Below are 26,539 nucleotides of genomic sequence, written 5' to 3'. Positions count from 1 at the left end.
CTCTCAATCGGAACACGCATGGATTTCAGAATCGGACAAGGCTACGACGTGCACCAGCTCGTCGAGGGGCGCCCCCTCATCATCGGCGGCGTGACGATTCCGTACGAACGCGGCCTGCTCGGCCACTCGGACGCGGACGTGCTGCTGCACGCGATCACCGACGCGCTGTTCGGCGCGGCGGCGCTCGGCGACATCGGCCGCCATTTTTCCGACACGGACGCGGCATTCAAGGGCGCCGACAGCCGCGTGCTGCTGCGCGAGTGCGCCGCACGCATCAAGGCGGCCGGCTTCATGATCCAGAACGTGGACACCACCGTGATCGCCCAGGCGCCGAAGCTGGCACCGCATATCGAAGGGATGCGCGCGAACATCGCGGCCGATCTCGGGCTGCCGCTCGATCGCGTGAACGTGAAGGCGAAGACCAACGAGAAGCTCGGCTATCTCGGCCGCGGCGAGGGGATCGAGGCGCAGGCTGCCACGTTGCTGGTGAAGCAGGGCGGCTGACGACCTTGACGGCGGTGCGTGCGGTTCGCGCCGCACGCACCGCCGCCGAAATGAAAAATGCCACGCGAATGCGTGGCATTTTCGTTTGCAGCAGGCGCGGCTCACGGCCGCGCGCCGTGCAACCGCTTATTCGCCTTCGGCGGCGATCACCTGCGCGGCGGCGTTGATCACCGACGCGATGCGGCCGACGTCGCGCAGTTGCGTCGTCGTCATCCCTTGCTCGTTCTTCAGCAGCGCATAGTGCGACTTCACGCAGAAGTGGCACTTGCCGACGATCGACGCGGCGAGCGCGTACATCTCGAATTTGCGCTTGTCGACGCCGCCGTGCGTCGCGTACGCACCCATCCGCAATTCGGCGCGCTGCGTCTTCAGGTCGGCGTCGTCGGCCATCTCGACATACGGATACCAGGTGTTGTTCATCCCCATCAGCGCGGCCGCCGTCAGCACGGCGTTGGTCTCTTCGGGCGACAGCACGCCGGCTTCGCGGATCGTCTTCACGAGCACCGTGCTCTTCGCCGCGATGGCCGCCGCCAGCGCCACGCCGACCGCATCGGTGCCTTCGAGCGACGAGCGCGAGATCGTGCCATCGAGGTTCAGGCGAATGTCCTTCGCGTAGTCGGGGATACGTGCCTTAATCGAGTCGATGAATTCCATTGATATCTCCTATGGGTTGGCCGTTAAAAAAGCCCGCAGGCAGGACGTGCGCCGCGGGCTTCGTGCATTGCTACGCTTACAGCGTTGCGCCGCCGACTGCGCGGTTGCACGGGCACAGTTCGTCCGTTTGCAGGCCGTCCAGAATGCGCAGGACTTCTTCCGGGCTGCGGCCGACGTTCAGGTTGTTCACCGACACGTGCTGGATCGTGTTGTCCGGATCGACGATGAACGTTGCACGCAGGGCCACGCCGGCTTCCTTGTCGCGCACGCCGAGCTGGTCGATCAGTTCGCCCTTGACGTCGCCGAACGAGTAGTGGTTCAGCTTGTCGAGGTCCTTGTGCTCACGACGCCATGCGAGCTTGACGAATTCGTTGTCCGAGCTGCCGCCGAGCAGGACGGCGTCGCGCTCTTCGAACTGCTTCGTGAGCTTCGCGAATTCGACGATTTCCGTCGGGCACACGAACGTGAAATCCTTCGGATAGAAGTAGATGATCTTCCACTTGCCCGGGAACGACGCTTCGGTGACGGTCTCGAACGCCGACTGGCCGTTTTCCTCGTGATTATTGAAGCCCGGCTTCGCGGCTACGACGGTGAAAGCTTCGAGTTTATCGCCCACGGTTTTCATGCGGATACTCCTGTGTGAGTTGGGAAGAAGACTGAGTCAAGCTACCTCGGTGCTGCAACGATGATGTGACAGCATGGGGAAAACTATAACACTATTAGCAAGGCGCTTCAATAGATTTTGACTAACGACTCTCATAGCTTTTGTCAACCGGGTCGATAGTGTGACGCGCAAGATGCGTGCGCGAGCGTGTCACGCGGTCGCACGCGCCTTGCCGGCGCCGGGGAATTCCAGCGTGACCTCGAGGCCGGCTTCCGGGTGGCGGTTGCGCAGGCGCAGCGCGCCGCGATAGCGGCCGACGAGCCGCAGCACGATCGCCATTCCGAGGCCCGTGCCGTCCGCCTTGGTGCGGGCGGTGTCGACGCGGTAGAACGGCCGCATCACGAGCGGCAGTTGATCCTCGGGAATGCCGGGGCCTTCGTCGCTCACCGACAGCTCGACGCGCGCATGCGACACGCGCGTCTCGAGCGTGATGCGCGAAATGCCGTCCTGTTTGCTCTGACCGTACTTGCGCGCGTTCTCGACGAGGTTGCCGATCACGCGCCGCATGTCGGTCTCGTCGGCTTCGATGATCGCGCTCGGCGCGAGCCGCGTGCGGATCTCGACGCCGTCCTCGCCCGACACGCGCGCGGCGACTTCGTGCGCGACCGACGACAGGTCGACGGGCTCGGGCTTGCGCTGCGACGGGCGCGCATAGTCGATGAAGGCCGCGATGATGCGGTCCATCTGTTCGATGTCGTCGACCATCGCGTCCTTGGTCGCCTGGTCGGACGGGCTCATCTCGGTTTCGAGCCGCAGCCGCGCGAGCGGCGTGCGCAGGTCGTGCGAGATGCCCGCGAGCATCAGCGCGCGATCGGCCTCGAGCTGTTCGAGGTCGCGCACCATCTGGTTGAAGCTGCGGTTGGTGTCGGCCGCGACGCCCATCCCGCGCTCGGGCAGCGGCTCGGGCGCCTGGCCCGAACCGACCTGGCGCGCGGCGAGCGCGAGCCGCGAGAACGGCCGGTTCACGAGGCTCGTGATGAATGCGGAGCCGAACAGCGACAGCGCGAGCGCGAACAACCCCCAGCCGGCCCACTGCAGGCCCGTGACGTTGTCGAGCTGGTCGCGGTCGAGCGCGACCCAGTAATCGTCGTCGTCGATCTTGAAGCTGATCCACACGCCGGGAATGTCGTTGACCGACTGCGCGATCACGGTATCGTCGCCGAGGCGGCTGCGGATGTCGTGTTCGATCAGGCGGTTCAGCGATTCGTCGGGCTGCAGCTTGAACTTGTCGGTTTTCTCGCGCGGGTACACGCGCACGCCCTCGTTGCTCTCGAGATCCTGCAGCAGCGCGCGCCGCAAGTCGGGATCGGAATAGAGCAGGGCGGTGCGCGTGAGCTTCACGACCGCGACGAGCTGGAGCGCGACGCGCTGCGCACGCGGCTCCCGCTCGATCACGCGAAAGCTCTGGAACCACGCGGCGAGACTGACCGAGATCAGCAGCGCGATCAGCAGGAAGGTGCGCCAGAACAGCCCGCCGAACGCGAGCTGCAAAAGGCGCCGGTCGATACGCATGGGACGGGCCGTGGGCGGGGCGAAACCGGGAAGGAAGAAGCTCAGGCGGCGCCGTCCGGGATGAACACGTAGCCGAGGCCCCAGACGGTCTGGATGAAGCGCGGGCTGCCCGGATCCGGCTCGATCAGCTTGCGCAGGCGCGAGATCTGCACGTCGAGGCTGCGGTCGAACACTTCGTATTCGCGGCCGCGCGCGAGTTCCATCAGCTTTTCACGCGACAGCGGCTGGCGCGGATGGCGCGCGAACACCTTCAGCACGGAGAATTCGCCGGTGGTCAGCGGAATTTCCTGGCCGGACTTCGTCAGCGTGCGCGTGGCGAGGTTCAGCGAGAATTCGCCGAACTCGAACACCTCGGTGGTTTCCGACGGCGCGCCCGGCAGTTCGGCCGGCGCCTGGCGGCGCAGCACCGCGTGAATGCGCGCGACCAGTTCGCGCGGGTTGAACGGCTTCGGCAGGTAATCGTCGGCGCCCATCTCGAGGCCGACGATGCGATCGACGTCTTCGCCCTTCGCGGTGAGCATGATGATCGGCGTGCGGTCGTTGCTGCCGCGCAGCCGGCGGCAGATCGACAGGCCGTCTTCGCCCGGCAGCATCAGGTCGAGCACGAGTAGGTCGAAGCGCTCGCGTACCCAGAGCTTGTTCATCGCGGTCGCGTTTTCCGCGACGTAGACGTTGAAACCCTGTTCGCCGAGGTAGCGGCGCAGCAGATCGCGCAGGCGAGGGTCGTCGTCGACGACGAGAATCTTGGAGGGGTTTTTCGTTTCCATGATCGGCATCTTATCGCGAATGGGAATTGACGCACGGCCGGGGATTTTCGTGCGTTACAGTCGGTTACAAAATTTACCCGTAGTGTCGCGCCGAGTAAAGGCAGGCTATAGAGATTCCTTTACTCGAAGCCGAAATTCGGTAGATACTCCCCTGCACTCCATCTTTCATCTTTGCACACCCGAATTCCGCAGGGTTTTTCAAGTACCAGAGGTAACCGGTTGCCGCGTGACGAAGGGAACAAATCGACCAAAGAAGCGAGGACGGTCATGCGATCTGCCCGGATTGCACTGATGCTGACGATCGCGCTTGCCGGTCCGTATGCGTCGAACTTCGCGTATGCGCAGCGCCCCGAGCAGGGCGCATCGTCGCGCAAGCTGCCGCGCGGCAAAGCGCCGCAACCCGATCGCGCCGCCGATATGACGGTCCGTTCCGCCGTGCCTCCCGATCTCGAACAGCGCCGCCGCGACGGGCACATGACGCCCGAAGAGCGGCACCTGTTGCGCCAGCACATCGAAGACGCCGTTCGCGAGCTGTACAAGCGCTGACGCGTGCCGTCATTCTTCTTGCGCGGAAGTGTCCGCGCGGAAAGAATTCGTAGCACTTTTTCCGTCAACTTTCTGCTGCCGAATGCCGTTGTACGGGCATCCGCACCGCCGGTGCGTTCCCGGAGTCCATGACGATGAAAGCGAACGCTGCCGCACCGGCGCCGTCGCCTGCCATGCAGTCGCCGCTCGATGCCGACGACGCACTGTTTTTCCTCAGCCGCACCGGTTTCTCTCCCGCGCCCGCCGAGGTCGCGCGCATCGTCGGCATGACGCGCGCGCAGGTCGTCGCCGACACCCTCGGCAGCGCGCGACGCGAACCCGTCACGACGTGGCCCGACTGGCTCGCCGAGCCGCCGCCGACGCGCGCGCAGCGCCAGGCGCTGACGCCCGACATGCGGCGCGACGAGCAGCGCGAGCGCAATCGCCGCTATGATGCGTTGCGCGCGGCCTGGGTCAACGAGATGGTCGCGACGCCGTCGCCGCTGACCGAGCGCATGACGCTGTTCTGGCATGGGCATTTCACGTCCGGACAGGACAAGGTCCCTTATCCGCAAACGATGGCCGCGCAGAACGCGCTGTTTCGCCGCGAGGCGCTCGGCAACTTCGGCACGCTGCTGCACGCGGTCGCGAAGGACCCGGCGATGCTGCAGTATCTCGACGGCGCGAGCAATCGCAAGGGGCGGCCGAACGAGAATTTCGCGCGCGAGGTGATGGAGCTGTTCACGCTCGGCGAAGGGCACTACACACAATACGACGTGACCGAAGCCGCGCGCGCGATGACGGGCTGGACCGTCGATCCCGATACGCTGCGCTTCGCGGTGCGGCCCGACTGGCACGATGCCGGCGACAAGACGATCCTCGGCGAAACCGGGCCGTTCGACGGCGATGGCTTTCTCGACGTCCTGCTGAAGCGGCCGGGCACCGCGCGTTTCATCGCCGGCAAGCTGTGGCGCGAGTTCGTGTCCGATGCGCCGGAGCCGGGTGCGCTCGATGCGGTGGCCGACCGGTTTCGCGCGAGCGGCTACGACATTCGCGCGGCGCTCGCCGCGCTGTGGTCGACCGACGCGTTCTGGGATCCGCGCAACCGCGGCGTGCTGGTCAAGTCGCCGGCGGAGTTCGTGGTCGGCTCGGTGCGGCTGTTCGACGTGGCATACGGCGATCCGCAGATGCTCGCGGACACCGTGCGCACGCTCGGGCAGAACCTGTTCTATCCGCCGAACGTGAAGGGTTGGCCGGGCGGCGCGCTGTGGATCAACAGCACCACGCTGCTGTCGCGCAAGCAGTTCGTCGAGCAGCTGTTCCGCGCGACCGAGACGGCCGGCATGCGGCCGCCGGCCCGTGGCGCGATGACGCCGCCGCCGAACGCGCGTGCGCACGCGATGCCGGTGATCGACACGGCGTCCGCTGTCGGCCTGCGCGGCCTGCCGGCGAAGCCGGCGCGCGGCGGCCTGCGTTTCGACCTCGAACGCTGGCTCGCCCAGTATCGCGCGCGGCCGCAGGCGGTCGCGGGATTGTCGACCGAACTGCAGTTGCAGCACGCGGTGTTGCAGCTTTCGCCGGTCGCGGCGATCGACACGGATTCGACCGGCAGCGCGTATATCGAGGCGCTGCTGATGGATCCGGCCTATCAACTGAAATGATGCAAACGACGACGAAGCGGGCAGCCGCCGCGGCGGCGAACCAAAGGATGTGCGATGAACCGACGTGATTTTCTGACGCTCGCAGGCGCCGCGGCCGCTGCCGGCGTGTCGATGTGGCAAGCGCCCGCGATGGCGGCTGCCGCGACGCCGGCCGGGCGCAAGTCCGCGACCGGGTATGCGAACGTGCTGATCCTCGTCGAGTTGAAGGGCGGCAACGACGGCCTCAACACGGTGGTGCCGTATGCCGATCCGTTGTATTACCCGCTCCGGCGCAGCATCGGCATCAAGCGCGACCAGGTGCTGCAGCTCGACGCGCAGACGGGGCTGCACCCGTCGCTCGCGCCGCTGATGCCGCTGTGGCGCGACGGGCAGGTCGCGGTCGTGCAGGGGGTCGGCTATCCGCAGCCGAACCTGTCGCATTTCCGTTCGATCGAGATCTGGGACACCGCGTCGCGCTCGGATCAGTACCTGCACGAAGGCTGGCTCACGCGCACGTTCGCGCAGGCGCCCGTGCCGCCCGGTTTCGCGGCGGACGGCGTCGTGCTCGGCAGCGCCGAGATGGGGCCGCTGTCGAACGGCGCGCGCGCGATCGCGCTCGTCAATCCCGCGCAGTTCATCCGTGCGGCCCGGCTCGCCGAACCGTCGTCGCTGCGCGAGCAGAACCCGGCGCTCGCGCACATCATCGACGTCGAGAACGACATCGTGAAGGCGGCCGACCGGCTGCGCCCGCGCGGCGGGATGCGCGAATTCAGGACGGCCTTTCCGGCCGGCGCGTTCGGCACGTCGGTCAAGACCGCGATGCAGGTGCTGGCCGCGTGCGAAGCGTCCGGCCCCGGCGCACAGGACGGTGTCGCGGTGCTGCGCCTGACGCTCAACGGCTTCGACACGCACCAGAACCAGCCGGGGCAGCACGCCGCGCTGCTCAGGCAGTTCGCGGACGGGATGAGCGCGATGCGCGCGGCGTTGATCGAACTCGGGCGCTGGAACGAGACGCTCGTGATGACGTATGCGGAATTCGGGCGGCGCGTGCGCGAGAACCAGAGCAACGGCACCGATCACGGCACGGCCGCGCCGCATTTCGTGATGGGCGGCCGCGTGGCGGGCGGGTTGTACGGTGCGCCGCCGGCGCTCGGGCGGCTCGACGGCAACGGCAACCTGCCGGTCGCGGTCGATTTCCGCCAGCTTTACGCGACCGTGCTTGGGCCGTGGTGGGGGCTCGATGCGACGCGCGTGCTGCAGCAGCGTTTCGATACGCTGCCGCTGCTGAAGGTGTGAGGCGCGCCGCTCAGCGGCGGCGTGCGGCGCGCCACGCGATCCACAGCTTGCGGATCGGCGTGAGCGCAATGCGCTGGTGCAGCACCTGGTAGCCGTCGCGCGCGATTTCGTCGAGCAGCGCCCCGGCCAGCGCGAGCTGCGCGCGCAGTGTGCGCTGCGCGCGACGTTCGGCGGCGGGAATCGCCGCATCGGCGGCCGCGAGCGCTTCGCGCGCGCGGGTCGTCTGGAATTGCAGCAATTCGGTGAAGGCCGGGCTGTAGCGGCGATTCAGCAGATCGGCCGCGGTCACGTTGTAGCGCTGGAGTTCGTCGATCGGCAAATAAATGCGGCCGTGGCGCGCGTCATTGCCGAGCTCCTGCACGAATTGCGCGAGCATCAGCGCGCGGCCGACGTCCGCGGCCCACGGCTGCGGATCGGCCGGGTTCGGCGAACTGGCGCGCGCAACCAGCGACGCGAACGTGCCGCCGACCTGCGCGATATAGCGCTGCAGGTTCGCGAAATCGAGGTAGCGCGCCTGTTCGAGGTCCATCCCGTAACCGTTGACGAGCGTGCGCAATGCATCGGCTTCCGCGGCGATTGCCGGGTGATGCTGCGCGAGCGCCTTCGTGACCGGGTGCGACGGCTGCCCGTCGGCGAGTGCCGCGAGTTCCTTGTGCCACCACGCGAGCTTCGTGTGTCCGACGGTCGGATCGCTGGTTTCCTTGACGGTTTCCTCGAGTTCGCGGCGCAGCGCGAACAGCGCGGTCAGGCGCGGCTGCGTGGCGAGCGGCGCCTGGCGCAGCGCGTAGTAGACGCTGGAGCCGGCGGGGGCGGCCTTTTGCTGACAGTAGTCGTCGAAGTTCACGGGCGAAATCGGGTGGGGGCGGGTTCGGGGGACGCGCGGCGGCGCGCTGCCGAAACGTCGAGCGCGGCATTCTAGCACCGCGACACGACGGGCGCCGGCGGGGCGAGACAACGCCGAACGGATCGGGTAGAATCTCGCGCTCGCCTGATCGGGCGTGCCGGTTTTCGGGCCGGCGTGAGAAGTCCCGGGCAAGCCCCGGGGCGCGTGGAGCACGCATTTTGCGTCCCGCGCGATCAGGCGACGGAAATACGCGTGAGTGGCGAAATTGGTAGACGCACCAGGTTTAGGTCCTGACGCCCGCAAGGGTGTGCCGGTTCGAGTCCGGCCTCACGCACCAGAAGTCGAACGTGCCCCGTCAGGGCACGTTCGCGAAAAAGCGCTGCCGGTCGGCTGACCGCAGCGCTTTTTTGTTGATGGCCGTCAGCCGGGAGGATGCCGTTTGCGCAGGCACGTTAAATCGGCGGCATGTAACATGGCAAAGCCTTTTATACACGCGGGCTGTTCAACCGGGGACCGTCGATGACCCACACCATACGCACGTCGATCGGCGTTCTGGCGCTGATGCTGGCCATGCCGGCTGTCGCGGCCACGCCTGCCGACAACGTGGCGTGGAGCGCCAGACCCGACGCGACCGTCAGGAAGCCGCTGGACTGCTCCGCTTCCACGTCGACTTCCTCGGGGTGGCGGATCGCGGGCGGTGCGCCTCCTTCCGCGGAATCCGTGCTGAAATCGGTTGGTACGGTGCTGGCTGTGTCCGCACTCAGTGTTGTATCGAAGGGCAGCATGCAACAGTCCGGGAACGCATGCCGGCCTGCAAATGGCTCGTAGATGAGCGCTTCGTCGTTTCCGCCGCACTTATTCCCAAAAGCTGCGGATCGCGACGGCCACGATCACCGGCACCGAGAACACCAGCGGAATCGCGAAATACTGCGCTTCGCGATCGACGATCCAGCTATAGATTACCCACGCCGCGCCGATCGCGAACGTGATGAGGCCGACCGTCACGGCGGCGATGTTCAGGGCCAGCTTCGACGGCTGGCGGCGCGTTTTGGCGTTGTCGTTGTTGTCGCGCGGGGACGATTTCATCGGAAGAGTGCGGCCTCGTGCCGGAACAGGGGTAAAGACACAGGAAACCCCATCCGCACCGATCGCGCAAGGGCCGGCACGGGCCGGCCCCGTCACGTTCGTTCCCGCGCGTTACAACCCGAACGACACGGCCAGTTCGTCGAGCAGTGCGCGCTGGAACGCGACGAACCGCTCGTCCGGCTGCTGCGCGATCGCGAGGTCGAGCATCGGATCGGCGACCTCGGTGCGAATGCCGGCCAGTTCCTCGACGATCGCGAGCCCGCAGAACGGCACGTACGCCTCCGAATAGCCGCCTTCGTGAACGATCACCAGTCGCCCGCCGCAATGGCGCTGCGCGGCTTCCTTCACCGCGAGGGTCATGAACCGGTAGCTGTCGGTATGCAGCTGCATGCGCGCGAGTGGATCGACCGCGCTCGCATCGAGGCCGCTCGCGACGACGATCAGCTCGGGGCGGAAGCGCACGAGCGCCGGCAGCACGATCCGCTCGAACGCATGGCGATACGCATCGTCGCCGCTGCCCGCGAGCAGCGGCACGTTCAGGTTCGCGCCGACGCCCGCGCCTTCGCCGCGATCGTCCGCACCGCTGTAGCCGGGCGGGAAGCAGCGGTCCTGGTGCAGCGAGATCGTCAGCGTATCGGGATCGTCGTAGTAGATCGACTGCGTGCCGTTGCCGTGATGCACGTCCCAGTCGATCACCGCGACGCGCTCGATGCCGTGCTTCGCGCGCGCGGCTTCGATCGCGATCGGGATGTTCGCGAGCAGGCAGAAGCCCATCGGGCGGTCGCGCAGGCAGTGATGGCCGGGCGGCCGCGACAGCGAGAACGCGTTCGCCGCGCGCTTGCCGACGACGGCGTCGACCGCCGCGATCGCGAGGCCGGCCGACAGCGCGGCGATCTCGTAGCTGCCCTTGCCGAACGGCGCGAGCTCGCCGAGGTCGCCGCCGTTCGCGTCGCTCAGCGCGCGGAACGCGTCGAGATAGTGCGCGGGATGAATGCGCAGCAGGTCGGCGGCCGTCGCGGGCTCGGCGCCGCGCAGGTCCAACTGCGCGGCGAGGCCCGATGCCTGCACGAGCGACAGGAAGCGGCGCTTCGAATCGGGCGATTCCGCGTAGCCCGCGCTCGATGGCGGCTGGACCCAGCCGCCGACCGGAAAGAACAGCGCGTGCGTGCCGCCGGTATGCCAGAAAGTGCGTTCGTCGGTGAAGAAGGCAGTGCGATTCATGGATGCGTGACCTGTCACGGTTGGGAGGAAACGGAAGAACGGCGATCGATGTGGCGCAGCGCGGCGAACGACACGATCGCGACGGCCGTCGCGGCCGCGAACAGCGCGCGCATCGTGCCGCCGGCGTCGAGCATCAGGCCCGCCAGCAGCGGGCCGGCGGCGAGCCCCGCGCCGATCACGAAATTGAGCGTCGCGACGAGGCGGCCCGACGTGTCGATCTGCGCGACGGTCGCGAGGATGAACGGCAGTACGAAGGTCCACGCGAACTTGAACACGAAGATCGCCGCGCTGTAGCCGCCGGTGTCACGTAGCGCGGCGAGCGCGACGAGCGACGCCGCGAGCAGCCCGTAACCGGCCGCCAGCATTGCGCGCCGCGCGAGCCGGCCGCCCGCGCACGACGCGAGCGCCGCGCCGGCGATCCCCATCACGCTCGCGATCGCGAGCACGTTGCCGGTCGACTGCGGATCGAGCCCGGCCTCGGCCGCCGCGCGGCTCGCGAACGTCCACACGCTGCCGATCGCGAGATAGAACGTCAGCACCGCGGCGATGGCGAGTACGACGAAGCGTCGCGGCGTTCGCGGTGCGTCGCTGCGCGCGGTGTGCGCGGATGCCGTCCGCATGCCGAGCGACGACGGAAAGCCGCGCGACAGCGGCGCCGCGAGCAGCGCGAGCGCGGCGAGCCCGACGTACAGCGCGCGCAGCCCGAATGTGGCGAACACGTGCGGCAGCACGAACAGGCCGGTCGCGCCCGCGATCAGTTGGCCGACGACCCACAGGCCGTACACCCGGTCGCTGTTTTTGCTCGTCGCCGCGCTCGTCATGCAGAGCACCATCAGCGAGCCGCCGCCGAGCGCGGTGAAGGCGCGCAGCGCGAGCAGCGCGGCAAAGCCCGGCATCCAGAGCGCGGTCAGCAGGTTGCCCGCGCCGAACACCGCGATGGCGAACGCGGCGACGCGGCGCGCGTCGATGCGACCGAGCCACAGGTACGACGGCACGGTCGCGACGCTGAACGCGCCGAGTTCGACGAAGAAGTAGATGCCGATTTGCGACGCGGACAAACCGAGCTGCGTCGCCAGCCGACCGGCGACGGCGGGCGCCACGAGCAGCAGCAGCGGCGTGATGGCCGCGAACACGACGAGCGCGACGAGCGTCGCGCGCGCGAATGTCGATGCGCGGCCGTCGGGCGAGAGGGCGGCATCGGAGGACAAGGTTTTCATGGCGGGATCTCGTTGACGGAATCAGAACAGGTGGTACATGCCGACCATCGCGCCGAACTGCGACGCGCCGGCGAGCGGCGTCGGGTCGTATTCGTAGACGGTCTGCGAACTCTGGCCGCTGTTGCGCGCATAGCCGAGGTTCAGGTACGCGACGGTGCGTTTGGACAGCGCGTACGTGGTGCTCGCGATGAACAGCGTCGGATGGCCGATCGCCGGCGTGCGTGAATCGGTGTGGTAGACGCCCGCGTTCAGGCCGATTCCGTTCGATGTCAGGTAGCGCGCGCCACCCCAGACGATCGTGCGGGCCGCGTCGAGGTCGCCGGTCAGGCGCTCGACGCCCGCATACACGCTGAGCGGCAGCGTCGCGAATGCATAACGCGCGGCGAGCGTGCCGAGTTCGCGACGCCGCGCAGACGCGTCGGCCGCCGCCGATACGTCGCCGTGCGCCTGATGCAGCACCGCGCTGACCGACAGGCCGTTGCTCGTGTACTGGCCGCCGAGCTCGAGCACGCGTCCGGCGCGCGTATTGCCGGCGACGCCCGAGGTCGCGACGAGCGCCTCGACGTCGAAGCCGGCGAACGACGGCGACTGGTATTTGACCGAGTGGTCGATGAAGTTCGCGCTCATCGGCACGAGCACGCCCTGACCGCTGTACGACGCATACCAGAGCGGGTCGTAGAACAGCGTCTTGTCGAACAGCACGCTGAACTGGCGGCCGAGCGTGACGGTGCCGACCGGCCCGGCGATCCCCACATATGCGCCGCGGAAGAACGCGTAGCCGGGCACGGTCGCGGTGCCGTCATTGAGGTTGAGGCCCTGTTCGAGCTTGAACAGCGCCCGCCACCCGCCGCCGAGATCCTCGTGGCCCTTGATCCCGAACTGCGAAGGCAGGATGCCGTAGTTCTGCAACCGCACGGCCGAACGATGCCCGTCGGCGTGCGTCAGATATTGCACGCCGGCGTCGAGCGCGCCGTACAGCGTGAGGGCGGACTGCGCGTGCGCGGCGGCGCCGCATGCGGCAAGCGCCGCGGCGGCCGCGGCCGTGCGGATGAAGCGGGGTGTCGTCACGTCGGGTTCTCCATACCGTCCTGCATCGGTTTGTCGTTGGTGTTGTCGCGACGCAGTGTCCGCAGCGGGAAAACGGCCGAACAGTCGTCCAGATGAACGGTGCGGAAAACCCGCGACGCACGGCGCAAAGGCCCCGCGATGCCGCCGCGCGCGTTGCTGCGCAGCAGCAACCGGCGGCGCACCGTTCAAATGGATGGGGCTGGCGAGCGTTCCGGCGCCCCGGCCCGCCAAAAAAGCCGCTCGCTATAATCGGCCGGTGTCGTTGCGCACATCAGCAGCCCGACCGGGCAGGGGAGCGGAAGGTGAGGATCACGACGGATATCGGGCAGGATCTCGACGCGCTGCGCGACGTGCCGGCCGCCATCGTGCTCGACGAATTCGCGTGGCCGCCGCGGCCGTCCCGTCGCGCCGATTTCGACGGCGTCACGCGTGGCGACGCAGCGCAGCGCGCACTCGGCCTGATGCTGCTCGACCTGTACGCGGTGGCCGCGCAGTCCGCCATCGGCGAATTCGAGTACCGGTTCTTTTCGCTGCTGCAGGCGCTCATGCCGTTCGATGCCGCGTGGACGGGCGTCGCGACCCATCTGCCGACCGGCCCGGTGATGCACAACAGCTTTTTGTACCGGTTGCCGCACGCGTTCTTCAGCGACTGGAAGCGCGTGCGCGATTGCGATCCGCTCGCGCACCGCACGTTGCACGGCGCACACGGCCGCGCGGTGCGGCTGTCGGTTGTCGAGCCGGGGCTCGATGCGCGGTTTCGCGACTGGTGCGTGAAATACGGGCTTGCGCAATTGATGTTCGTGTGTACGCTCGATCGCCGCTTCGGCCTGACGACGTTCGTGTCGATCTACCGTCAGGGCCTGAACCGGCCGTTCGGCGACGACGACGCGCGTCGTTTCGAGGAGGTCATTCCGCATCTCGCGGCCGCATTGACGATCAATCGCGCCGCGCAGCTCACGCGCGAACGCGAGCGCGCCGACACGGTCGCGCCAGCCGCGCGTGCGCTGTGCGACAACTTCGGGGTGCTGCACCACGCCGATCACGGTTTCGACGACGTGCTGCGCACGGAATGGCCGGACTGGGCCGGCGCGCGCGTGCCGGAGCCGCTCGTCGCGTACCTGCGGCGCCACTCGGGCCGGCCGTTCGTCGGCGACGCGCTGCGCATCCAGTGCGTGCCCGTCGCGGGGCTGTTCCAGATCGACGCGCGGCCGCGCTCGCTGCTCGACCGGCTGAGCCCGCGCGAACTCGCGGCGATCCGCTATTACGGCGCCGGGCGTTCGCACAAGGAAGTCGCGCAGCAGATGGCGATCTCGCCGACCACCGTGCGCCACTACCTGCGCTGCGCGTACCGCAAGCTCGGCATGCACGACAAGAGCCAGATCGCCGGCATGCTCGGCGCGACCGGCGGCGCGACCGACGATGAAGCTGTGGAAGCCGGCGGCGTGCCGCGCTGAAGCGCACGAACGTGTGCCGGGCGGCGCGCACTGCGTTGCCAGAATGGTTGTGCACGCAACCATTGAGCGTTATGCTCGTCAGCTCCCAGGAGACGGAATGCCATCATGAAGGACACGAATTCGGGGTCGGTGCGCACGGCGGTGGTCGGCGTCGGCGCGATCGGCGGATTGCTCGCGGCCGCGTTGTCGAGAGCCGGCATGACCGTGAGCGCGTACGCACGCGGCGCGACGCTCGATGCACTGAATACGCACGGCGTGCGCGTGATCGACGAGGCGGGCGCAATCTCGTCGGTGCCGGTGCGCGCCAGCGACGATGCGGCCGCGCTCGGCGTGCAGGACTACGTGGTGATCGCGCTGAAGGCACAGGCGCTGCCGGCGCTGGCCGCGCGCATCGCGCCGCTGGTCGGGCCGGACACCGTGATCGTCGCGGCGATGAACGGGCTGCCGTGGTGGTTCACGCACGGGCTCGAAGGGGCAATCGACGGCGTGCCGCTCGATGCGGTCGACCCCGCCGGCGCGGTGTCGGCCGCGTTGCCGCCTGCACAGGCGATCGGCTGCGTCGTGCACCTGTCGTCGAGTACCGATGCGCCGGGTGTCGTGCGTCGCGGGCGCGGCAACCGGCTGATCGTCGGCACGCCCGATCCGCGGCTCGACATGCCCACCGCGCGGTTCGCCGACGCGCTCTCGGCCGGCGGTTTCGACGTCGAATCGACGCGCGCGATCCGGACCGAGATCTGGGCGAAGCTGTGGGGCAACATGAACATGAATCCGCTGAGCGCGCTGACCGGGTCGACGGCCGAGCAGTTGCTCGACGATCCGTTCACGCAGGATCTCGCGCTGCGGATGATGGAGGAGGCAGCCGCGATCGGCGCGAGGCTCGGCCTGTCCACCGGGATGAGCGGCCCCGAGCGGATCGCGGTTACGCGCAAGCTCGGCGCATTCAAGACGTCGATGCTGCAGGATTTCGAGGCGGGGCGCTCGCTGGAGATCGGGCCGATCCTCGGCGTGTTTCCGGAGCTCGGCCGCAAGCTTGGCGTGCCGACCCCGTACTGCGACGCGGTGCTCGGGTTGTTGCGCCAGCGCGCGGCGAACAGCGGGTTGTAGTGCGCACGGGGCGGCTGAATTCGCGGCCGCCGGCAACGCCGTCAACGCGACCACGCGCGCTTCGTGCGATGCCTGCCGCATGACGCAAAACGGGCCGCCCGGATCGCACGTGACGCGACCCGGGCGGCCTGTCTGATTCGTCGGATCAAACCTGCCGCCAGCGCTCGCCAATCCGGCGATGGCGGCCCGCCACGCGGCTCAGTCGTCGCGTTCGATCGCGTGCGTGACGACCTTGTCGAGCAGCCGCTCGAACGTCTGACGTTCGCTGTCGGACAGGCATGCGAGCAAGCCGTCGTTCCATTTGCGCACGATCGGCATGATCTTGCGATGCAGCGCGCGACCGTCGGTGGTCAGCGCGATCAGCACGATCCGGCCGTCTTCGTCGCTCGCGCTGCGCTCGAGCAGCCCCTGGCGCAGCAGCGCTTCCGCCGCGCGGCTCGCCTGGCTCTTGTCGAGATTGGTGTGGCGCGCGAGATCCATGATCGAGAACGGGCCGAATGCGCCGACGGCGGCGATCACGCGCGCCTCGGGCAGCGAGATGTCGAGCTTGTGCCGGTACACCTCGCCGATCCCGCGGTCGGAGCGCTTCGTGAGCGCATGGAGGCGATAGGTCAGAAACTGATCGAGCCCGGCTTGACGGCCTTTCATGTCGAATCCTGAAGAAAAAGGGCGGGCCCGATTGTTCCTGTATCGCGCGCTCGGGTCAACGGTCAGTGTGCACCGTACTTCAGGCGTGTCAACTGTTCCGCTTCGTTCGCGAGCAGATTGGCCGCGTCGCGGATCGCGACGTCGAGCGTGATCGGCCCGGGCGCCGGCGAAAAGCAGCCGGAGAAATGCTCGGACAGGCGCGGCAGCGCGGCCGGGTCGACCGCGCCCGACAGCAGCGACGCGCTTACGCCGGCAGCCCGCGCGTGCCGGCAAGCGATGAACGGCGCCTTGCCGTGCAGCGTCTGCACGTCGGAGCGGCCTTCGCCGGTGATCAGCCAGTCGGCGCCGGCCAGTGCGGCGTCGAGCCCGACCTGGCGCGCGACCACTTCGGCGCCGGGCTCGAAGCGTGCGCCGAGCATGTGCAGCGCGAAACCGAGGCCGCCCGCGGCGCCCGCACCCGGCAGATCGCGGCCGCGGCGGTCGAGCGCGGCTTCGAGCAGGTCGGCGAAGCGGGCGAGGGCCGCATCGAGGATCGCGACCTGGGCGGCCGTCACGCCCTTTTGCGGACCGAATACGGCGGTCGCGCCATGCGCGCCCGTCAGCGGGTTGTCGACGTCGGACATGCCGACGAATTCCGTTTCCTTCAGGCGCGGATCGAGCCCCGACGCGTCGATGTGCGCGATGTCGGCGAGCCGCGACGGCACCGGCTCGACCGACTGGCCGCCGGCGTCGAAGCATTGCAGGCCGAGGCCCGCGAGCAACCCGGCGCCCGCGTCGTTGGTGCTGCTGCCGCCGAGCGCGACGAAGAAGCGGCGCACGCCGTCGTCGAGCAGCGTGCGGATTGCGTCGCCCATCCCGCGCGTGCTGCGCGCGTCGACCGGCACGCTCATGCCGACCGCGTCGGTGATCCCGACGATCTCGGCCGTCTCGACGATCGCGGTGCGCGCATCGATCACGCCGACCGCCGCATCGCGCGCCGCCAGCGACGCACCGGCCACGCGCAGCGTGCGCCGCGTGCCGCCGCCTGCCAGCATCGCGTTGAGCGTGCCTTCGCCGCCATCGGCCATCGGGCAGCAGCGCACGACCGCGTCGGGCCGCGCGCGGCGGATGCCGGTGGCGATCGCGTCCGCGACCTGCTCGGCGGAAAGCGAGCCTTTGAACGAATCGGGCGCGATGACGACGACAGGCGCGGACGGGTGGTGCGGCATGGTGTCTCCGGAAGGCGTTATTGGTGTGAAGAATGAGCGGTCGGGCCACGAGAGTGGCTCACACGCTATCGGAGCTTACAGGATGGCGCGCGCGCGGTGGATACGCCGTTCGGCATAGCCGCGATCCGCGTGCATGGGCCGTGTAACGGGCCGTCGACGGCGCGGGACGCACGCGTGTCGCACCGATCTGGCCGTATGAGGAAAATTGTTTGCTAGAATACTCGATTCTTCCGGCCAAAGCCGTGCTCCGAGCCGCTTGCGCTAGCCATCCGGCGCGTGCAGGGATGGCGTGGCGCTCCGGCGCGGCGTGCGAGTGCGACGCACCGCATGCTGCAGGCAGGCACGGCAAGGAAAACCCGATTCGCTCGAATAATTTTAGGACGATTGAAGCCATGGCTAACGTTGTTGAGAACCTCGGCAAGCTTGAACGCCGTGTGACGATTTCTTTGCCGAAAGACACCGTGCAGAAGGAAATCGACGCCCGCATCCAGAAACTCGCGAAGACCGTGCGCATGCCGGGTTTCCGCCCGGGCAAGGTGCCGGTGAAGATGGTCGCCCAGCAATACGCGGGTCAGGTCGAAGCCGAAGTGCTGAGCGACAAGATCGGCCAGGAATTCTTCACGATCAGCCGCGCGGAAAACCTGCGCGTCGCCGGCCAGCCGAGCTTCGAGCCGAAGCAGGAGCAGGCTGAGAATGCCTACGCGTTCGACGCGACGTTCGAGGTCTACCCGGAAGTGAAGATCGGCGATCTGGCGACGGCTGAAGTCGAGCGCTCGACCACGTCGATCGGCGACGCCGAAATCGACCGCACGCTGGACATCCTGCGCAAGCAGCGCGTGCACTACCACGCACGCGGCGAAGCCGGCGAGCACGGCGACGGCGGCGACGACACCGCAGCGAAGAACGGCGACCGCGTGACGGTCGACTTCGTCGGCAAGATCGACGACGTCGCGTTCCCGGGCGGCACGGCCGAAGATTTCCCGTTCGTGCTCGGCGAAGGCCGCATGCTGCCGGAATTCGAAACGGCGGCGCTCGGCCTGAAGGTCGGCGAACAGCGTACGTTCGACCTCAAGTTCCCGGACGACTACCACGGCAAGGACGTCGCCGGCAAAACGGCGCAGTTCACGGTCACGATGAAGAAGATCGAATGGCCGCACCTGCCGGAAATCGACGCGGAATTCGCGAAGTCGCTCGGTATCGAAGACGGCGACCTCACGAAGATGCGCGCCGAGATCAAGGAAAACCTCGAGCGCGAAGCGAAGCGTCGCACGCAGTCGATCGTCAAGAACCAGGTGATGGACGCGCTGCTGAAGATTTCCGAACTCGACGTGCCGAAGGCGCTGATCGAGCAGGACCAGCAACGTCTCGTCGAAATGGCTCGCCAGGATCTGGCGCAGCGCGGCGTGCCGAACGCGAAGGACGCGCCGATCCCGGCCGAAATGTTCGTCGAGCAGGCCGAGCGCCGCGTGAAGCTGGGCCTCGTGCTGGCCGAGCTGGTGAAGGCGAACGGCCTCGAAGCGAAGCCGGAACAGATCCGCGCGGAAGTCGACGAGTTCGCGAAGAGCTACGAAGACCCGAAGGAAGTGGTCCGCTGGTATTATTCCAACCAGCAGCGCCTCGCCGAGATGGAAGCGTTCGTCGTTGAAAGCAACGTCGTCGATTTCGTGCTGGGCAAGGCAAAGGTGACGGACAAGGAAGTGAGCTTCGAGGCACTCGCGAGCGCATCGGCGCAAGCGTAAGTGTTGCTCTAGCGGCGTGCCGGCTGTCGGAGCGACGGCCCGCACGCCGTTTTTACGTCAAGCGCACGGTTGCCATTAATATGGCGATTGGGCGGGCGGCTTCCTTCCGTTCAATTTTCCATTCGAACAAGGTTCATTGAATGATCACTCGCGCTGAATTGCTGGACATGCTTGCTTCGAACGCGCCGCAGGGTTTCGAGGCGCAAGCGCTGGGGCTGGTGCCGATCGTCGTCGAAACGAGCGGCCGCGGCGAGCGTTCGTACGATATCTATTCGCGTCTCCTGAAGGAGCGCCTGGTGTTCATGGTCGGCGAAGTGAACGACCAGACCGCCAACCTCGTGGTCGCGCAATTGCTGTTCCTCGAGAGCGAGAATCCCGACAAGGACATCAGCCTCTACATCAACAGCCCGGGCGGCTCGGTGTCGGCCGGGATGGCGATCTACGACACGATGCAGTTCATCAAGCCGGACGTGTCGACCCTGTGCATGGGCCTCGCGGCCAGCATGGGTGCGTTCCTGCTCGCGTCGGGCGCGAAGGGCAAGCGCTTTGCTCTGCCGAACTCGCGCGTGATGATTCACCAGCCGCTCGGCGGCGCGCGCGGCCAGGCATCCGACATCGAGATCCAGGCACGCGAGATCCTGTACCTGAAGGAACGGTTGAACAACCTGCTCGCGCAGCACACGGGCCAGGACGTCGAGCGCATCGCGCGCGACACCGACCGTGATAACTTCATGTCGAGCGAGGACGCGAAGGCGTACGGGCTGATCGATCAGGTGCTGCTGAAGCGCCCGTGAGCTTAAACGGGGTGCCGCCCCGATTCGGGCCGGCGCCCTCAAACGTCCCGAGTGCCCTGAGCATCTGCGGCAAGCGCATCCAGCCGGCTCCGGTCGCGCCCTAGGCGCGGCGTCCGGAGCAATCGGCGTATCATGTCATTTACCTGTCCGGAGGCTCTACATTCATGGCGGACAAAAAAGGTTCGAACAGCGAGAAGCTGTTGTATTGCTCGTTTTGCGGGAAAAGCCAGCATGAGGTGAAAAAACTCATCGCGGGCCCGTCGGTGTTCATCTGCGATGAATGTATCGACCTCTGCAACGAAATCATTCGCGACGAGGCGGCTGCCGCCGGCGTCGAGGCCAGCCTGTCCCGGTCCGATCTGCCGAGCCCGCAGGAAATTCGCGACATCCTCGATCAGTACGTGATCGGCCAGGAGCGCGCGAAGAAGATCCTCGCGGTGGCCGTGTACAACCACTACAAGCGCCTGAAGCATCTCGACAAGAAGGACGACGTCGAGTTGTCGAAGAGCAACATCCTGCTGATCGGCCCGACGGGCTCCGGCAAGACGCTGCTCGCGCAGACGCTCGCGCGGTTGCTCAACGTGCCATTCGTGATCGCCGACGCGACGACGCTGACCGAAGCCGGCTACGTCGGCGAGGACGTCGAGAACATCATCCAGAAGCTGTTGCAGAACTGCAACTACGAGGTCGACAAGGCCCAGCGCGGGATCGTCTACATCGACGAAATCGACAAGATCAGCCGCAAATCGGACAACCCGTCGATCACGCGCGACGTGTCGGGCGAGGGCGTCCAGCAGGCGCTGCTGAAGCTCGTCGAGGGCACGATGGCGTCGGTGCCGCCGCAGGGCGGCCGCAAGCACCCGAACCAGGATTTCATCCAGGTCGACACGACCAACATCCTGTTCATTTGCGGCGGCGCGTTCGACGGTCTCGAAAAGGTGATCACCGATCGGACCGAGAAAACCGGTATCGGCTTCGGCGCGACGGTCAAGAGCAAGCAGGAACGCGACGCGGGCGAGGTGCTGCGCGAAACGGAACCGGAAGACCTGATCAAATTCGGTCTGATCCCCGAATTGATCGGCCGCCTGCCGGTGGTCGCGACGCTCGGCAAGCTCGACGAAGCCGCGCTGATGAAGATCCTGGTCGAGCCGAAGAATGCGCTCGTCAAGCAGTATCACAAGCTGTTCGCAATGGAGCGCGTCGAGCTGGAAATCCGGCCGGGCGCGTTGCAGGCGGTCGCCCGCAAGGCGATCCGCCGCAAGACCGGCGCGCGCGGTTTGCGTTCGATCATCGAACAGGCGTTGCTCGACGTGATGTACGAGCTGCCGACGATGAAAGGGGTCAGCAAGGTCATCATCGACGAGAATGTCATCGATGGGGACGGCAAGCCCTTGCTGATCTACGAGGACACGCCGAAGGTGGCGGGTTCGAACTGACCGGCTTGCCGACGATGTTCAGCGAAAAAGGCCGTTCATGAGTCCGTGGGCGGCTTTTTTTCGTTTATCTTGTGGGTAACTCTGACTCGACACGCGGTGGTTACTTTCTTACCGAATATTTCCCGCACTTGAAGGCTTGCAATTCGTTGTGGCGGCCTCAATTACCGAACAATTGATTCCACTCATGGGGAAATGAAATGTCAGGCACCCAACTTCTCCCGCCGGAACGCATCACGCTCCCGCTGCTGCCGCTGCGGGACGTCGTCGTTTTCCCGCACATGGTCATTCCGCTCTTCGTGGGCCGGCCGAAATCGATCAAGGCCCTCGAAGCAGCGATGGAAGGCGGCAAGCACATCATGCTCGTCGCCCAGAAAACCGCGGCCAAGGACGAACCGACCGAAAAGGACATGTACGAGGTCGGTTGTATCGCCAACATTCTGCAGATGCTGAAGCTGCCGGACGGCACCGTGAAGGTGCTCGTCGAGGGCCTGCAGCGCGCGAAGGCGTTGTCCATCGAAGAACAGGAGACGCAGTTCTCCTGCGAAGTGATGCCGCTCGAGCCCGATCATGCCGATAGCGCCGAGACGGAAGCGCTGCGTCGCGCGATCGTGTCGCAGTTCGACCAGTACGTGAAGCTGAACAAGAAGATCCCGCCGGAGATTCTCACGTCGCTGTCGGGCATCGACGAAGCCGGCCGTCTCGCCGACATGATCGCCGAGCGCCTGCCGCTGAAGCTCGACCAGAAGCAGCACATCCTCGAGATGTTCCCGGTCATCGAGCGCCTCGAGCATCTGCTCGCGCAGCTCGAAGCCGAGATCGACATCCTGCAGGTCGAAAAGCGCATCCGCGGGCGCGTGAAGCGCCAGATGGAAAAGAGCCAGCGCGAGTACTACCTGAACGAACAGGTCAAGGCGATCCAGAAGGAACTGGGCGAGGGCGAGGAAGGTGCGGATCTCGAGGAGCTCGAGAAGCGCATCAACGCCGCGCGCATGCCGAAGGAAGCCAAGAAGAAGGCTGACGCCGAGCTGAAGAAGCTGAAGCTGATGTCGCCGATGTCGGCGGAAGCGACCGTCGTGCGCAACTACATCGACACGCTGATCGGCCTGCCGTGGCGCAAGAAGAGCAAGGTCAACAACGACCTGTCGAACGCCGAGCAGGTGCTCGACGAGGATCACTTCGGCCTCGAGAAGGTCAAGGAACGGATCCTCGAGTATCTCGCGGTGCAACAGCGCGTGGACAAGGTCAAGGCGCCGATCCTGTGCCTCGTCGGGCCCCCGGGCGTCGGCAAGACCTCGCTCGGCCAGTCGATCGCTCGCGCGACGAACCGCAAGTTCGTCCGGATGGCGCTCGGCGGCGTGCGTGACGAAGCCGAGATCCGCGGCCACCGCCGTACGTACATCGGTTCGATGCCGGGCAAGATCCTGCAAAGCCTCGCGAAGGTCGGCGTGCGCAATCCGCTCTTCCTGCTCGACGAAGTCGACAAGATGGGCATGGATTTCCGCGGCGATCCGTCGTCGGCGCTGCTTGAAGTGCTCGATCCGGAACAGAACCACACGTTCGCCGACCACTACATCGAAGTCGACTTCGATCTTTCGGACGTGATGTTCGTCGCGACGTCGAACTCGCTGAACATCCCGCCGCCGCTGCTCGACCGGATGGAAGTGATCCGTCTGTCGGGCTACACGGAAGACGAGAAGGTCAGCATCGCGCAGCGTTACCTGCTGCCGAAGCAGAAAAAGAACAACGGGCTGAAGGAAGGCGAGATCGAGGTCACCGAGCAGGCGATTCGCGACATCATCCGCTACTACACGCGCGAAGCCGGTGTGCGTTCGCTCGAGCGGGAAGTGTCGAAGATCTGCCGCAAGGTCGTGAAGATGCTGCTGCTGAAGAAGGCGTCGGGCGCGATCAAGGTCGATGGCGAGAATCTGGATACGTTTCTCGGCGTGCGCAAGTACGACTTCGGCCTCGCGGCGAAGGAAAACCAGGTCGGTCAGGTGACGGGGCTCGCGTGGACGGAAGTCGGCGGCGATCTGCTGACGATCGAAGCCGCGGTGATGCCGGGCAAGGGCAACGTGATTCGTACGGGCTCGCTCGGCGACGTGATGAAGGAGTCGGTCGAGGCTGCGCGTTCGGTCGTGCGCTCGCGTTCGCGTCGTCTCGGTATCAAGGACGAAGCGTTCGAGAAGCAGGACATCCACATCCACGTGCCGGAAGGCGCGACGCCGAAGGACGGTCCGTCCGCTGGCGGTGCGATGACGACCGCGCTGGTGTCGGTGCTGACGGGTATTCCCGTGCGGGCCGACGTCGCGATGACGGGCGAAATCACGTTGCGTGGCGAAGTGCTGCCGATCGGCGGGCTGAAGGAAAAGTTGCTGGCGGCGCATCGCGGCGGCATCAAGCTCGTGCTGATCCCGGAAGAGAACGTGAAGGATCTCGCGGACATTCCGGACAACGTGAAGAACGCGATCGAGATTGTGCCGGTTCGCTGGATCGACAAGGTGCTGGAGCTCGCGCTCGAGCGTTCGCCGACGCCGCTGCCGCCGGAAGAAGAGGCGAAGGCTGCGGCGCCGGTCGGCGAGGCGGCGAAGGATGCCGGCTCGACGGAAGTCGTCAAGCACTGAGGCGCTGAACACCGTCGTTGCCGACGGTCGTTCCCGAAAACCCGCGGCGGTGTCCGCGGGTTTTTTTACGCGCATCGGAATCATGCGAGCGCGTTCGTAAAAAATTCGCGCGCCAGGCTTGGCAAAATGATCGGGGATGAATTAAACTTGCGGGCTCGCTGATTGTTGATGCGCAAACGCAGATCGCAGTCAGAACGAATCGGAAACGGGTGCTTAGCTCAGCTGGTAGAGCGGCGCCCTTACAAGGCGTAGGTCGGGGGTTCGAACCCCTCAGCACCCACCAGTTTCACGATTCAGCCAGACCAAGGAGCGGTAGTTCAGTCGGTTAGAATACCGGCCTGTCACGCCGGGGGTCGCGGGTTCGAGTCCCGTCCGCTCCGCCAAACAAACAACAATGCCCGCCTTGTGCGGGCATTGTTGTTTGTGCGTTCGGTTTGCGCCCGCTTGCGAGCGCGTGACTGCGGAGTGGCGAAAAGTCGCCTGTGAGGCTTCCGGATTCCGGTTCCGTTCGCGCACAGCATTTGCCTGCTTTTTTCCCGTCCCACCCCGTATGTTGTAATATCGGTCGTTTTGTCCAATTTTTCCGTCACGCATGCTCGATTTCTTCCGTAATCACCAGCGCCTGATGATGGCGCTCCTGCTCCTGATCGTGTTGCCGGGGCTGGGTTTCGTCGGGATCCAAGGCTTCCGCGGCTTCTTCGACGACAGTGCGAACGTCGCGGCGGTCAACGGGCACAAGATCACGCGGGTCGAATTCGACGGCGCGTTCCGCCAGCAGATCGACCAGGCGCGCCAGGCGCTCGGTGGGCAGTTCGACATCAAGATGTTCGACACGCCCGAGCATCGCAAGCAGGTGCTCGACGGCCTGATCCAGCAACGCGTGCTGGCCGACGAGACGCAGCGTCTGCACCTGACCGCGTCCGACAACGCGGTGCGCGACGCGCTGATGAGCGACCCGATGATCGCGTCGCTGAAGAAGCCCGACGGCACGATCGACGTCGAACGCTATGCGCAACTGCTGTCATTCCAGGGGATGACGCCCGAGCAGTATCAGGAGCGCGTGCGTTACAGCCTGTCGCTGCAACAGATTCCGGCCAGCATCGTGTCGAGCGCGTTCACGCCGAAGAGCCTCGCGCAACGCCTGTCCGAACTCGCCGCGCAGCAGCGTGAAGTGCAGGCGCTCGTGCTGAAGACGAGCGACTTCGCAGCGAAGGTCCAGCCGACCGACGCGCAGCTCACCGCGTACTACGACGCGCACAAGCAGAGCTTCGCGACGCCGGAAACCGCGACGATCCAGTACCTCGTCTATTCGCCGGCCGCGGCGGCCGCGAGCGCGCAGCCGACCGAAGCGGACATCAAGAAGTTCTACGACGACAACCCGACGCACTTCCGTACCGAAGCGCAGGTGCGCGTGAGCCACATCTTCATCGCCGCGCCGGGCAGCGCCAGCGCGGCCGACAAGGCAGCCGCGAAAGCGAAGGCCGAGCAACTGCTCGCCGACGTGAAAGCGCATCCCGATCAATTTGCGCAGATCGCGCAGAAGAACTCGCAGGACGCGCCGTCGGCGGCGAAGGGCGGCGACCTCGGCTTCATCACGCGCGGTTCGACCGCGGGCGGCAAGGCGTTCGACGATGCCGCGTTCTCGCTCAAGCAGGGCGACGTGAGCGGTCTCGTGCAGTCGGATCTCGGTTTCCACATCCTGAAGGCGACCGAAGTGAAGCCGGCCGTCGTCAAGCCGTTCGCGGAAGTGAAAGACCAGATCGCGATCGACCTGAAGCAGCAGTACGCAGCGAAGGCGTTCTCGGACAATGCGGAAGGTTTCACGTCGACCGTCTACGAAAAGGCGAAGACGCTGCAGCCGGCCGCGGACAAGTACAAGCTGACGATCCAGACGGCTACCGTCACGCCGACGCCGAATCCGCAGTTGCCGCCGACGAGCCCGCTGAACAATCCGAAGTTTCTGGCCGCCGTGTTCGCGAACGACGCGGTGAAGAACCAGAACAACACGCAGGCGATCGACGTCGGCAACAACACGCTGATCTCGGCGCGCGTGACCGAGCACAAGCCGGCTGCGGTGCCCGCGCTCGACGCGATCAAGGACGTCGTGCGCCAGAAGGTCATCGCCGAGCAGGCCGCGGAACTCGCGAAGAAGGACGGTGCGGCGAAGCTGGCCGAATTGCAGAAGTCGAAGTCGGCCGACGGCTTTACGGCCGCGCAGAAGGTGTCGCGCACGCAGTCGCAGGGCCTGACGCCGGCTGCGCTGAGCGCCGTCTACAAGGTCGATGCGAAGACGCTGCCGGCTTACGTCGGTGTCGACCTCGGTGCGGACGGCTATGCGATCTACCGCGTGAACGCGGTGATCCCCGGTTCCGCGGTCGATCCGCAGCAACTGGCCGCCGCGCAGCAGCAGATGGCGCAGGTCGACGCGCAAAGCGAAGGCGAAGCGTACCTCGCCGCGCTGCGCGATCGCTCGAAGGTGAAGCTGTACGGCAGCACGACGGCCAGCCAGCAGCAGGACGGCGACAACTGAGCATCGT

24 protein-coding genes and 3 tRNA genes are annotated in these 26,539 nt (G+C 66.4%); 14 read left to right on the top strand and 13 right to left on the bottom strand.

Going from position 1 to position 26,539, the window contains the following annotated elements:
• The first annotated feature begins 18 nt into the window (after nt 1–18).
• The gene (ispF, locus tag HWX76_RS15190; RefSeq protein ID WP_176016009.1) at nt 19–504 is read left to right on the top strand and encodes a 2-C-methyl-D-erythritol 2,4-cyclodiphosphate synthase; all 486 of its coding nucleotides are present in this window, start codon (nt 19–21) and stop codon (nt 502–504) included.
• A 126-nt stretch (nt 505–630) separates the two neighbouring features.
• On the opposite strand, the gene HWX76_RS15185 is transcribed toward ispF, so the two are convergent.
• From HWX76_RS15185 to ompR, 4 genes are all read right to left on the bottom strand, one after another.
• Complete coding sequence (locus HWX76_RS15185; RefSeq protein WP_050013297.1) at nt 631–1,158, bottom strand: carboxymuconolactone decarboxylase family protein; 528 nt, start codon at nt 1,156–1,158, stop codon at nt 631–633.
• Nucleotides 1,159–1,234: 76 nt separating this feature from the next.
• Nucleotides 1,235–1,783: a peroxiredoxin gene (locus HWX76_RS15180; RefSeq protein ID WP_006478563.1), complete on the bottom strand. Its 549-nt coding sequence runs from the start codon at nt 1,781–1,783 to the stop codon at nt 1,235–1,237.
• A 189-nt stretch (nt 1,784–1,972) separates the two neighbouring features.
• The gene (locus HWX76_RS15175; RefSeq protein ID WP_050013296.1) at nt 1,973–3,334 is read right to left on the bottom strand and encodes an ATP-binding protein; all 1,362 of its coding nucleotides are present in this window, start codon (nt 3,332–3,334) and stop codon (nt 1,973–1,975) included.
• Nucleotides 3,335–3,375: 41 nt separating this feature from the next.
• Entirely contained in the window at nt 3,376–4,101 is a 726-nt protein-coding gene (ompR, locus tag HWX76_RS15170; protein WP_004199523.1) for a two-component system response regulator OmpR, read from the bottom strand.
• Nucleotides 4,102–4,368: 267 nt separating this feature from the next.
• On the opposite strand from ompR, the gene HWX76_RS15165 reads away from it, so the two are divergent.
• The 3 genes from HWX76_RS15165 to HWX76_RS15155 all read left to right on the top strand — a co-directional run bounded on the left by HWX76_RS15165 (nt 4,369) and on the right by HWX76_RS15155 (nt 7,562).
• Nucleotides 4,369–4,647 carry a hypothetical protein gene (locus tag HWX76_RS15165; RefSeq protein WP_006478566.1) on the top strand — a complete coding sequence of 93 codons (279 nt, stop codon included), beginning with the start codon at nt 4,369–4,371 and terminating at the stop codon, nt 4,645–4,647.
• Between the two features lie 134 nt (nt 4,648–4,781).
• A complete protein-coding gene (locus tag HWX76_RS15160) occupies nt 4,782–6,287 on the top strand; it encodes a DUF1800 domain-containing protein (RefSeq protein ID WP_176016008.1) in 1,506 nt (501 codons plus the stop codon).
• 54 nt (nt 6,288–6,341) lie between these two features.
• On the top strand, nt 6,342–7,562 hold the full coding sequence (locus HWX76_RS15155; protein ID WP_176016007.1) for a DUF1501 domain-containing protein: 1,221 nt from the start codon (nt 6,342–6,344) through the stop codon (nt 7,560–7,562).
• Nucleotides 7,563–7,572: 10 nt separating this feature from the next.
• Here the strand turns inward: HWX76_RS15155 and hpnD are convergent, their stop codons facing one another.
• A complete protein-coding gene (gene hpnD, locus HWX76_RS15150; protein WP_050013294.1) occupies nt 7,573–8,406 on the bottom strand; it encodes a presqualene diphosphate synthase HpnD in 834 nt (277 codons plus the stop codon).
• 250 nt (nt 8,407–8,656) lie between these two features.
• On the opposite strand from hpnD, the gene HWX76_RS15145 reads away from it, so the two are divergent.
• Nucleotides 8,657–8,743, top strand: a tRNA-Leu gene (locus tag HWX76_RS15145).
• Between the two features lie 148 nt (nt 8,744–8,891).
• Here HWX76_RS15145 and HWX76_RS15140 read toward each other — a convergent pair.
• The 6 genes from HWX76_RS15140 to HWX76_RS15115 form a co-directional block, all read right to left on the bottom strand.
• Nucleotides 8,892–9,191, bottom strand: coding sequence for a hypothetical protein (locus HWX76_RS15140; RefSeq protein WP_050013293.1), 300 nt, complete (start codon nt 9,189–9,191; stop codon nt 8,892–8,894).
• A gap of 70 nt (nt 9,192–9,261) precedes the next feature.
• Entirely contained in the window at nt 9,262–9,492 is a 231-nt protein-coding gene (locus HWX76_RS15135) for a hypothetical protein (RefSeq protein WP_050013292.1), read from the bottom strand.
• 111 nt (nt 9,493–9,603) lie between these two features.
• Complete coding sequence (locus HWX76_RS15130; RefSeq protein ID WP_089488551.1) at nt 9,604–10,713, bottom strand: class II histone deacetylase; 1,110 nt, start codon at nt 10,711–10,713, stop codon at nt 9,604–9,606.
• Between the two features lie 14 nt (nt 10,714–10,727).
• Nucleotides 10,728–11,930, bottom strand: coding sequence for an MFS transporter (locus tag HWX76_RS15125; protein WP_176016006.1), 1,203 nt, complete (start codon nt 11,928–11,930; stop codon nt 10,728–10,730).
• 21 nt (nt 11,931–11,951) lie between these two features.
• Nucleotides 11,952–12,998, bottom strand: coding sequence for a porin (locus tag HWX76_RS15120; protein WP_124630789.1), 1,047 nt, complete (start codon nt 12,996–12,998; stop codon nt 11,952–11,954).
• Nucleotides 12,995–13,168, bottom strand: coding sequence for a hypothetical protein (locus tag HWX76_RS15115; protein WP_235356189.1), 174 nt, complete (start codon nt 13,166–13,168; stop codon nt 12,995–12,997). The genes HWX76_RS15120 and HWX76_RS15115 overlap by 4 nt, the downstream gene beginning before the upstream one ends.
• Nucleotides 13,169–13,300: 132 nt before the next feature.
• Here HWX76_RS15115 and HWX76_RS15110 point away from each other — a divergent pair, with 132 nt between their 5' ends.
• Both HWX76_RS15110 and HWX76_RS15105 read left to right on the top strand, forming a co-directional pair.
• The gene (locus HWX76_RS15110) at nt 13,301–14,452 is read left to right on the top strand and encodes a helix-turn-helix transcriptional regulator (protein ID WP_050013287.1); all 1,152 of its coding nucleotides are present in this window, start codon (nt 13,301–13,303) and stop codon (nt 14,450–14,452) included.
• Nucleotides 14,453–14,557: 105 nt separating this feature from the next.
• Nucleotides 14,558–15,556: a 2-dehydropantoate 2-reductase gene (locus HWX76_RS15105; protein ID WP_050013286.1), complete on the top strand. Its 999-nt coding sequence runs from the start codon at nt 14,558–14,560 to the stop codon at nt 15,554–15,556.
• 198 nt (nt 15,557–15,754) lie between these two features.
• Here the strand turns inward: HWX76_RS15105 and HWX76_RS15100 are convergent, their stop codons facing one another.
• Together HWX76_RS15100 and HWX76_RS15095 are read right to left on the bottom strand one after the other, a co-directional pair.
• A complete protein-coding gene (locus HWX76_RS15100) occupies nt 15,755–16,204 on the bottom strand; it encodes a MarR family transcriptional regulator (RefSeq protein ID WP_050013285.1) in 450 nt (149 codons plus the stop codon).
• Between the two features lie 62 nt (nt 16,205–16,266).
• A complete protein-coding gene (locus HWX76_RS15095) occupies nt 16,267–17,412 on the bottom strand; it encodes a glycerate kinase (protein WP_089488549.1) in 1,146 nt (381 codons plus the stop codon).
• Nucleotides 17,413–17,804: 392 nt separating this feature from the next.
• Here HWX76_RS15095 and tig point away from each other — a divergent pair, with 392 nt between their 5' ends.
• The 7 genes from tig to HWX76_RS15060 all read left to right on the top strand — a co-directional run bounded on the left by tig (nt 17,805) and on the right by HWX76_RS15060 (nt 26,532).
• Nucleotides 17,805–19,151 (top strand): trigger factor, encoded by a 1,347-nt coding sequence (tig, locus tag HWX76_RS15090; RefSeq protein ID WP_050013283.1) that lies wholly within the window; start codon nt 17,805–17,807, stop codon nt 19,149–19,151.
• 140 nt (nt 19,152–19,291) lie between these two features.
• Nucleotides 19,292–19,945, top strand: a complete 654-nt coding sequence (clpP, locus tag HWX76_RS15085) for an ATP-dependent Clp endopeptidase proteolytic subunit ClpP (RefSeq protein ID WP_006496351.1) — start codon at nt 19,292–19,294, stop codon at nt 19,943–19,945.
• Nucleotides 19,946–20,109: 164 nt separating this feature from the next.
• Nucleotides 20,110–21,381, top strand: a complete 1,272-nt coding sequence (gene clpX / locus HWX76_RS15080) for an ATP-dependent Clp protease ATP-binding subunit ClpX (RefSeq protein WP_006489345.1) — start codon at nt 20,110–20,112, stop codon at nt 21,379–21,381.
• A gap of 197 nt (nt 21,382–21,578) precedes the next feature.
• Entirely contained in the window at nt 21,579–24,002 is a 2,424-nt protein-coding gene (gene lon / locus HWX76_RS15075) for an endopeptidase La (RefSeq protein WP_050013282.1), read from the top strand.
• A 207-nt stretch (nt 24,003–24,209) separates the two neighbouring features.
• Nucleotides 24,210–24,285 (top strand) — tRNA-Val (locus tag HWX76_RS15070).
• A gap of 23 nt (nt 24,286–24,308) precedes the next feature.
• A tRNA-Asp gene (locus tag HWX76_RS15065) sits at nt 24,309–24,385 on the top strand.
• Between the two features lie 209 nt (nt 24,386–24,594).
• Entirely contained in the window at nt 24,595–26,532 is a 1,938-nt protein-coding gene (locus HWX76_RS15060) for a SurA N-terminal domain-containing protein (RefSeq protein ID WP_050013281.1), read from the top strand.
• Nucleotides 26,533–26,539: the final 7 nt, after the last annotated feature.

This window comes from Burkholderia sp. BCC0398 (assembly GCF_902833245.1).
GTDB lineage: Bacteria > Pseudomonadota > Gammaproteobacteria > Burkholderiales > Burkholderiaceae > Burkholderia > Burkholderia sola.
This window is presented reverse-complemented; position numbering and strand designations above follow the sequence as displayed.

Excerpts from the sequence above, each read along its gene's own strand:
- ispF (WP_176016009.1), top strand. The coding sequence starts at position 19 with ATGGATTTCAGAATCGGACAAGGCTACGACGTGCACCAGCTCGTCGAG.
- HWX76_RS15185 (WP_050013297.1), bottom strand. The coding sequence starts at position 1,158 with ATGGAATTCATCGACTCGATTAAGGCACGTATCCCCGACTACGCGAAG.
- HWX76_RS15180 (WP_006478563.1), bottom strand. The coding sequence starts at position 1,783 with ATGAAAACCGTGGGCGATAAACTCGAAGCTTTCACCGTCGTAGCCGCG.
- HWX76_RS15175 (WP_050013296.1), bottom strand. The coding sequence starts at position 3,334 with ATGCGTATCGACCGGCGCCTTTTGCAGCTCGCGTTCGGCGGGCTGTTC.
- ompR (WP_004199523.1), bottom strand. The coding sequence starts at position 4,101 with ATGGAAACGAAAAACCCCTCCAAGATTCTCGTCGTCGACGACGACCCT.
- HWX76_RS15165 (WP_006478566.1), top strand. The coding sequence starts at position 4,369 with ATGCGATCTGCCCGGATTGCACTGATGCTGACGATCGCGCTTGCCGGT.
- HWX76_RS15160 (WP_176016008.1), top strand. The coding sequence starts at position 4,782 with ATGAAAGCGAACGCTGCCGCACCGGCGCCGTCGCCTGCCATGCAGTCG.
- HWX76_RS15155 (WP_176016007.1), top strand. The coding sequence starts at position 6,342 with ATGAACCGACGTGATTTTCTGACGCTCGCAGGCGCCGCGGCCGCTGCC.
- HWX76_RS15140 (WP_050013293.1), bottom strand. The coding sequence starts at position 9,191 with ATGCTGCCCTTCGATACAACACTGAGTGCGGACACAGCCAGCACCGTA.
- HWX76_RS15135 (WP_050013292.1), bottom strand. The coding sequence starts at position 9,492 with ATGAAATCGTCCCCGCGCGACAACAACGACAACGCCAAAACGCGCCGC.
- HWX76_RS15130 (WP_089488551.1), bottom strand. The coding sequence starts at position 10,713 with ATGAATCGCACTGCCTTCTTCACCGACGAACGCACTTTCTGGCATACC.
- HWX76_RS15125 (WP_176016006.1), bottom strand. The coding sequence starts at position 11,930 with ATGAAAACCTTGTCCTCCGATGCCGCCCTCTCGCCCGACGGCCGCGCA.
- HWX76_RS15105 (WP_050013286.1), top strand. The coding sequence starts at position 14,558 with ATGAAGGACACGAATTCGGGGTCGGTGCGCACGGCGGTGGTCGGCGTC.
- HWX76_RS15100 (WP_050013285.1), bottom strand. The coding sequence starts at position 16,204 with ATGAAAGGCCGTCAAGCCGGGCTCGATCAGTTTCTGACCTATCGCCTC.
- HWX76_RS15095 (WP_089488549.1), bottom strand. The coding sequence starts at position 17,412 with ATGCCGCACCACCCGTCCGCGCCTGTCGTCGTCATCGCGCCCGATTCG.
- tig (WP_050013283.1), top strand. The coding sequence starts at position 17,805 with ATGGCTAACGTTGTTGAGAACCTCGGCAAGCTTGAACGCCGTGTGACG.
- clpP (WP_006496351.1), top strand. The coding sequence starts at position 19,292 with ATGATCACTCGCGCTGAATTGCTGGACATGCTTGCTTCGAACGCGCCG.
- clpX (WP_006489345.1), top strand. The coding sequence starts at position 20,110 with ATGGCGGACAAAAAAGGTTCGAACAGCGAGAAGCTGTTGTATTGCTCG.
- lon (WP_050013282.1), top strand. The coding sequence starts at position 21,579 with ATGTCAGGCACCCAACTTCTCCCGCCGGAACGCATCACGCTCCCGCTG.
- HWX76_RS15060 (WP_050013281.1), top strand. The coding sequence starts at position 24,595 with ATGCTCGATTTCTTCCGTAATCACCAGCGCCTGATGATGGCGCTCCTG.